The organism is Bacillota bacterium (assembly GCA_040754675.1).
In the GTDB taxonomy this organism is placed as follows: Bacteria; Bacillota; Limnochordia; order Limnochordales; family Geochordaceae; genus Geochorda.
The window spans coordinates 1-5,438 of sequence record JBFMCJ010000280.1; the positions used below are offsets into that span (position 1 = coordinate 1).

The 5,438-nt window shown below is 67.3% G+C and carries 6 protein-coding genes; all 6 read left to right on the forward strand.

Translation table 11 applies throughout. The annotated features are described in order from the left end of the window. Positions 1-63 precede the first annotated feature (63 nt). The gene (locus AB1609_14845) at positions 64-825 is read left to right on the forward strand and encodes a basic amino acid ABC transporter substrate-binding protein (protein ID MEW6047735.1); all 762 of its coding nucleotides are present in this window, start codon (positions 64-66) and stop codon (positions 823-825) included. Between the two features lie 49 nt (positions 826-874). Next, positions 875-1,534: an amino acid ABC transporter permease gene (locus tag AB1609_14850; protein ID MEW6047736.1), complete on the forward strand. Its 660-nt coding sequence runs from the start codon at positions 875-877 to the stop codon at positions 1,532-1,534. A gap of 96 nt (positions 1,535-1,630) precedes the next feature. Continuing rightward, entirely contained in the window at positions 1,631-2,227 is a 597-nt protein-coding gene (raiA, locus tag AB1609_14855; GenBank protein ID MEW6047737.1) for a ribosome-associated translation inhibitor RaiA, read from the forward strand. A 46-nt stretch (positions 2,228-2,273) separates the two neighbouring features. Then, entirely contained in the window at positions 2,274-3,446 is a 1,173-nt protein-coding gene (locus tag AB1609_14860) for a hypothetical protein (GenBank protein ID MEW6047738.1), read from the forward strand. Between the two features lie 39 nt (positions 3,447-3,485). Further along, a complete protein-coding gene (locus AB1609_14865) occupies positions 3,486-4,349 on the forward strand; it encodes a hypothetical protein (protein MEW6047739.1) in 864 nt (287 codons plus the stop codon). A gap of 34 nt (positions 4,350-4,383) precedes the next feature. Then, positions 4,384-5,438: preprotein translocase subunit SecA (locus AB1609_14870; protein MEW6047740.1), on the forward strand; the 1,055-nt coding region annotated here is incomplete at its 3' end.

Below are 5,438 nucleotides of genomic sequence, written 5' to 3' on the forward strand. Positions count from 1 at the left end.
CCAGCGGCAGGAGGGGTCCTTCCAGGCTGGCGCCGGCCTCTTGAGAAAGGGCGTGACGGCATCATGAGGACGCTGAGAGGGAGGCTCTCGCTGTTCGGCGCGGCGGCGCTGCTCGTCGCCCTGGCCGTGGCCCCGGCGTGGGCGGGGCAGCCGGGGGTTCCGTCGGTTCTGCGGGTGGGCACGGACGCCACGTACCCGCCCTTTGAGTTCGTGGAGGGTGACGAGTTCAAGGGGTTTGACATGGACCTGATCCGGGAGGTCGGACGCCGGCTGGGAGCCCAGGTTGCCATTCAGAACATCGCCTGGGACGGCCTCATCCCTGGACTCGTCAACGGCAACTACGACGTCATCATCTCGGCCATGACCATCCTGCCCGAGCGGGCGGCCGTGGTGGACTTTTCCGACCCCTACTTCAACGCCGGCCAGGTCATCGTGGTGCGCAAGGACGACAACCGCATCAAGGGGCCTGCGGACCTCAAGGGCATGATCGTGGCCGTCCAGATCAACACCACCGGCCAGTTCGAGGCGGAGAAGATCGCCGGCATCCGGCGCATCGACAAATACGACACCACGCCGCTGGCCATCCAGGCGGTCATGCAGCGGTCGGCGGACGCCGCCGTGATCGACCTGCCGGTGGCCTACGAGTTCCAGAAGGAACACCCTGACGAGGTGAAGGTCGCCGGCAAGCCGTTCACCGTGGAGGAGTACGGGATTGCCGTTCGCAAGGGGAGGCCGGAGCTGCTGGCCGCCATCAACAAGGCGCTGGCGCAGATCAAAGCGGACGGCACCTACGACAAGCTTTATCAGAAGTGGATCGGACCGTAGGGGCCGGCCCGCTTCGGCGTGACACCGCGGACGTGATGCTGACGACACCATGAGCTTTCGCTGGGATATCGTCTGGAGCAGCTTTCCGTACCTGCTGGTCGGAGTGCGTGTTACGCTGGTCTTGACGGCCCTTTCGGTGAGCGCAGGCATCGTGCTTGGCACGGTGCTTGCGCTCATGCGTCTGTCGAGGTACATGCCCCTTTCACGCCTGGCGTCCGCCTACATCGACCTCTTCCGGGGGACGCCGCTTCTGGCCCAGATCCTCTTCGTCTTCTACGGGCTGCCGCAGATCCTGGGCTTTCCGCTCTCCAGCATGACGGCAGGGCTGCTCGCCTTGAGCCTCAACAGCGCCGCCTACATCGCCGAGATCGTCCGCGCAGGCATCCAGTCCATCGAGAAAGGCCAGATCGAGGCCGCCCAGTCCACAGGCATGAACTACGCTCAGACGATGCGCTACATCGTGCTGCCCCAGGCGTTCCGCCGGATCGTCCCCCCGCTGGGCAACGAGTTCATCGCAATGCTCAAGGATTCGTCCCTGGTCTCGGTCATCGCCCTGGAAGACCTGATGCGCCGGGGGCAGCTCCTGGGAAGCCGCACCTTCCGCTACTTCGAGGTCCTTCTGGCGGTCACCGTCATGTACCTGGTCATGACCAAGGCCGTCTCCTACCTGGTCGCCCGGGTGGAGCGGCGGCTGCGCGTAGCGGCGTGAACGGCGCCTCGCCGGACGGGCAGGGTTTATTGGCCTGCGCGGGGAACGATGAATTCGGGCACCGACAATAGCGCGGACGCGAGGGGGCAGCATCCCATGCCGACTCGCTCGGAAGAGGCGGGCATGCCCGTCGTGGTGAAGGGCAAGAACGTGGAGGTCATGCCGGCGCTGCGCCAGGTGGCCGTCCGCAAGGTCGCGCGGCTCGCCCGGTACTTCAACAGCCACGACGCCGTGCGGGCAGAGGTCGCCCTGGGCCTTCTGCGGGGCCAGTACACGGCTGAGGTCACGCTTCAGCTCGGAGGGGTCTTCGTCCGGGGCGTGGGAAAGGCCCCGGAGGCTCAGGCCGCGATCGACGATGCGGTCGACAAGGCGGAACGGCAGTTTCTCCGGTTCAAGTCCCGCCTCGAGCCGGCGAAAACGCCGGCCACCGTGCGGTCTGCGGGAGGTGGTGAGGGCGAACAGGCTCCGGGCAAGAAAGCGGAGGTGGCTGCAGGGGCGGGCGAGGAGGGCTCTCCCCGGCTCGTCCGGGTCAAGCGCTTCGCGCTCAAACCCATGTCCACGGACGAGGCCGTCCTGCAGATGGAGATGCTCGGGCACGACTTCTTCGTCTTCACCAACGCTGCGACCGACGAGGTAAACGTTCTCTACCGTCGCCGGGACGGCAACTACGGTCTCATCGAACCCGACGGGTAAGGCAAGGGCCTGAGGAGCCCCGCCCACGACCTCCACGGGCATCCCAATGATCACGCTGGTCATCTTCGAGGGCGGTTCGGCGGGCAGCTGGGTCGAACGTGTGCTCGCCAGCCTGCGGCAGGCAATCGTGCTGGACACCATCGAGCGTGCCCGCAAGTCGTCCGCGATCGATCAGGTCATCGTGGCGACGGATAGCGCGGACCTGGCTTCCCGGGCGGCGGCCCTGGGGGCGGAGGTCGACCTCGACGGGCAGGGTGGGGGGTTTCACTTCGGCCGACGGCTGGCGGCCATCGTGCGCCGCCGGGGGCTTGAGCGTGTGATTTACATGAGCGGCGGGCTCGGGGCGCTGGCAACCCCGGAGGACCTGGCCTGGATCGGGCGGGAGCTCCGGCGCCACGACCGGGTGCTTATCACCAACAACGTCCACTCGGCGGACATGGTGGCTTTCACCCCCGCCCGGGCGGTGGAGCGCGTCGAACCGCCCTCCATGGACAACAACCTGGCCATGAGCCTCACCATGGACGCACAGCTCCCGCTGGTGACCCCACCGCGCACGCTGGGGCTCCACTTCGACATCGATACGCCCACCGACGTCCTCGTGCTCGGCGTGCACCCGGGCACGGGGCCGGCCACCCGGGAGTGGCTCGATTGCCACCCGCTGGATCGCAGCCGGGTCTGGGCCGTGATGCAGGTCATGGACGACCTTTCCGCGGAACTGCTCATCTTCGGGCGCATCGGTGCCCCGCTCTTCTACTACCTGGATGACCGGACGCGCTGCAGGCTGCGGGTGGTCTCCGAGGAACGCGGGATGAAGTCCCTGGGGCGGGAGGCGCGAGGCGAGGTCGTCTCCCTGATGGGCTACCTCTGGGAAAGCCTGGGGAGCCGGAGCTTCTTCGAGCGCATAGGACGGGTAGCGGCGGCCGCGCTCATCGACAGCCGCGTGCTGTTCGCCCATCGGCGGTGGGCGGTCTCGCAAGCCGACCGGTTTCTTTCCGATTTGGGAATGTACGAGGAGATCGAGCACCCCGGGGTGCGCGAGTTCACCCGCGCTGCCCGGGAGGCACCGGTGCCGGTGCTGCTGGGCGGGCACTCGCTCGTCAGCGGGGGCGTATGGGCACTGGTGGATGCACGGTTGCGAGGGGTGGTCGCACCGAAAGCCCGCGAGGAAGGCCCACAGGCCGGAGCGGGCCGAGACACTCCCGGCCGGAAAGGCAGGTGAGGCACCCTGTCGTCGCCGCAGCGCTACGAAGCACCGGAGATGGACCGTTCGAGTCCACCTGACGAGCAAAGCGCTTCCGTTAACAATCCCCCCGCTCCTTCCAGCAGCCGGCGCGTCGAGGAAGATATCCGTTCCATTCCGGGCGTGGTGGGTTGCCGCATCGTCTGGGACAGGGAAGGCCGTATAAGCGAGATTCACGTGGTTTCCTCGGGAGAGCGCCCGGCCAAGATGGTTGCCAGGGACGTGCAGAGCCTTCTGCTGGTCAACCACGACCTGGCCGTGCCGTACCAAAAGGTGAGCGTGGTAGCCACCCCGCAGCCTCCCGGGCGGGCGGCTTCGCCCCGGGCGCCACGCCCGCGTCCTTTGGACCCGGAGGCCGACCTTGCACCTGCGCCCGGACCGCCCGCCGCCCCGCCGAGGGAAGCAGGCGCCGGCGCCGCGGGGGCGGCTCTCCGGCCCGCCGAGGCTGCGGTGCAAGAGCCGGAGCGCCAGGAGGCAGGGGGTGTCTTCTGGGCACTTGAAGGTCTCTTGTTACGCCCCCGGGAAGGGCAACTGGAGGTAACGGCGTACGTGACCGGCCGCTCCGGCGAGCGCGTGAGCGGGCAGAGCGTGGGGTCGGCGCGGGGGGAAGAGTCGGCTCTTTTGGGTGCCCGGGCGGTGGTGGCGGCTCTGGCAGGCCAGGGGCCGGCCGCCGGGGCCGCCGTGGCGTGGGTAGATCTGGCAGGGCCTGTCTCGTCCCCGGTGGTGGTGGTCGGGATCAATTGGACGCTTCCGGGAACGCGCGCAGAGGTACGCTGGGGAGTGGGTTCGGCACCCATGGGGGGCAACGCGGTGTTAGCCGGGGCCCTGGCCGCCCTCGAGGCGATGGGCAAGCTTTCGTCCGAAAGAGCGGCCGGGTTATAATAGCGGCGTCCTTGAGGGTCGAGGAGGCGTTGCGGTGCTCGGCCTCTTGAAAAAAGTGCTGGATCCGAATGAAAGGGAGATTCGCCGCCTGCGCTCCGTTGTGGCGCAGGTGAACGAGTTCGAGCCCGTCGTATCGCGGCTTTCCGACGAGGAACTGTCGGGTAAGACGGCGGAGTTCCGCCAGTGGATTGATAACGGCGCCACCCTGGACGAGTTTCTTCCCGAAGCGTTCGCCGTGGTGCGGGAGGTGGCGCGCCGGACGCTGGGCATGCGCCCGTTCGACGTCCAGGTGATGGGCGGCGTCGTGCTGCACGAGGGCCGTATTGCCGAGATGAAGACCGGCGAAGGCAAGACGCTGGTGGCCACGATGCCGGTTTACCTCAACGCGCTTTTGGGGCGGGGCGTCCACGTGGTGACGGTCAACGAGTACCTGGCGCGGCGCGACGCCGAGTGGATGGGCGCCATCTACCGCTTCCTGGGGCTGTCGGTGGGCGTCATCACCCACGACATGGGGTTCGAGGAGAGAAAGCGGGCGTACGCGTGCGACGTCACGTACGGCACCAACAACGAGTTCGGCTTTGACTACCTGCGGGACAACATGGTCTGGGACGTCTCGCAAATGGTCCAGCGCGAGCTTTACTACGCCATCGTGGACGAGGTTGACAGCATCCTCATCGACGAGGCTCGCACGCCGCTCATCATCTCGGGGCAGGCGGAGGAGTCCACCGAACACTACTACACCATGGCGCGCCTGGTGCCCCGGCTCGTGGCGGGCGAGGATTACACCGTCGATGAGAAGGCGCGGACCGTGGCGCTCACCGAAGCGGGCGTCGCCAAGGTGGAGAAGGCGCTGGGCGTTGACAACCTGTACGACGACCGGCACTTCGAACTCACCCACTACCTGCAGCAGGCGCTTCGGGCGCACGCGCTCTTCAAGCGGGACCGGGACTACGTCGTCAAGGACGGCCAGGTGATCATCGTCGACGAGTTCACCGGCCGGTTGATGTTCGGCCGCCGTTACAGCGACGGGCTGCACCAGGCCATCGAAGCCAAGGAAGGGGTTCCAATCCAGCGGGAGAGCCAGACGCT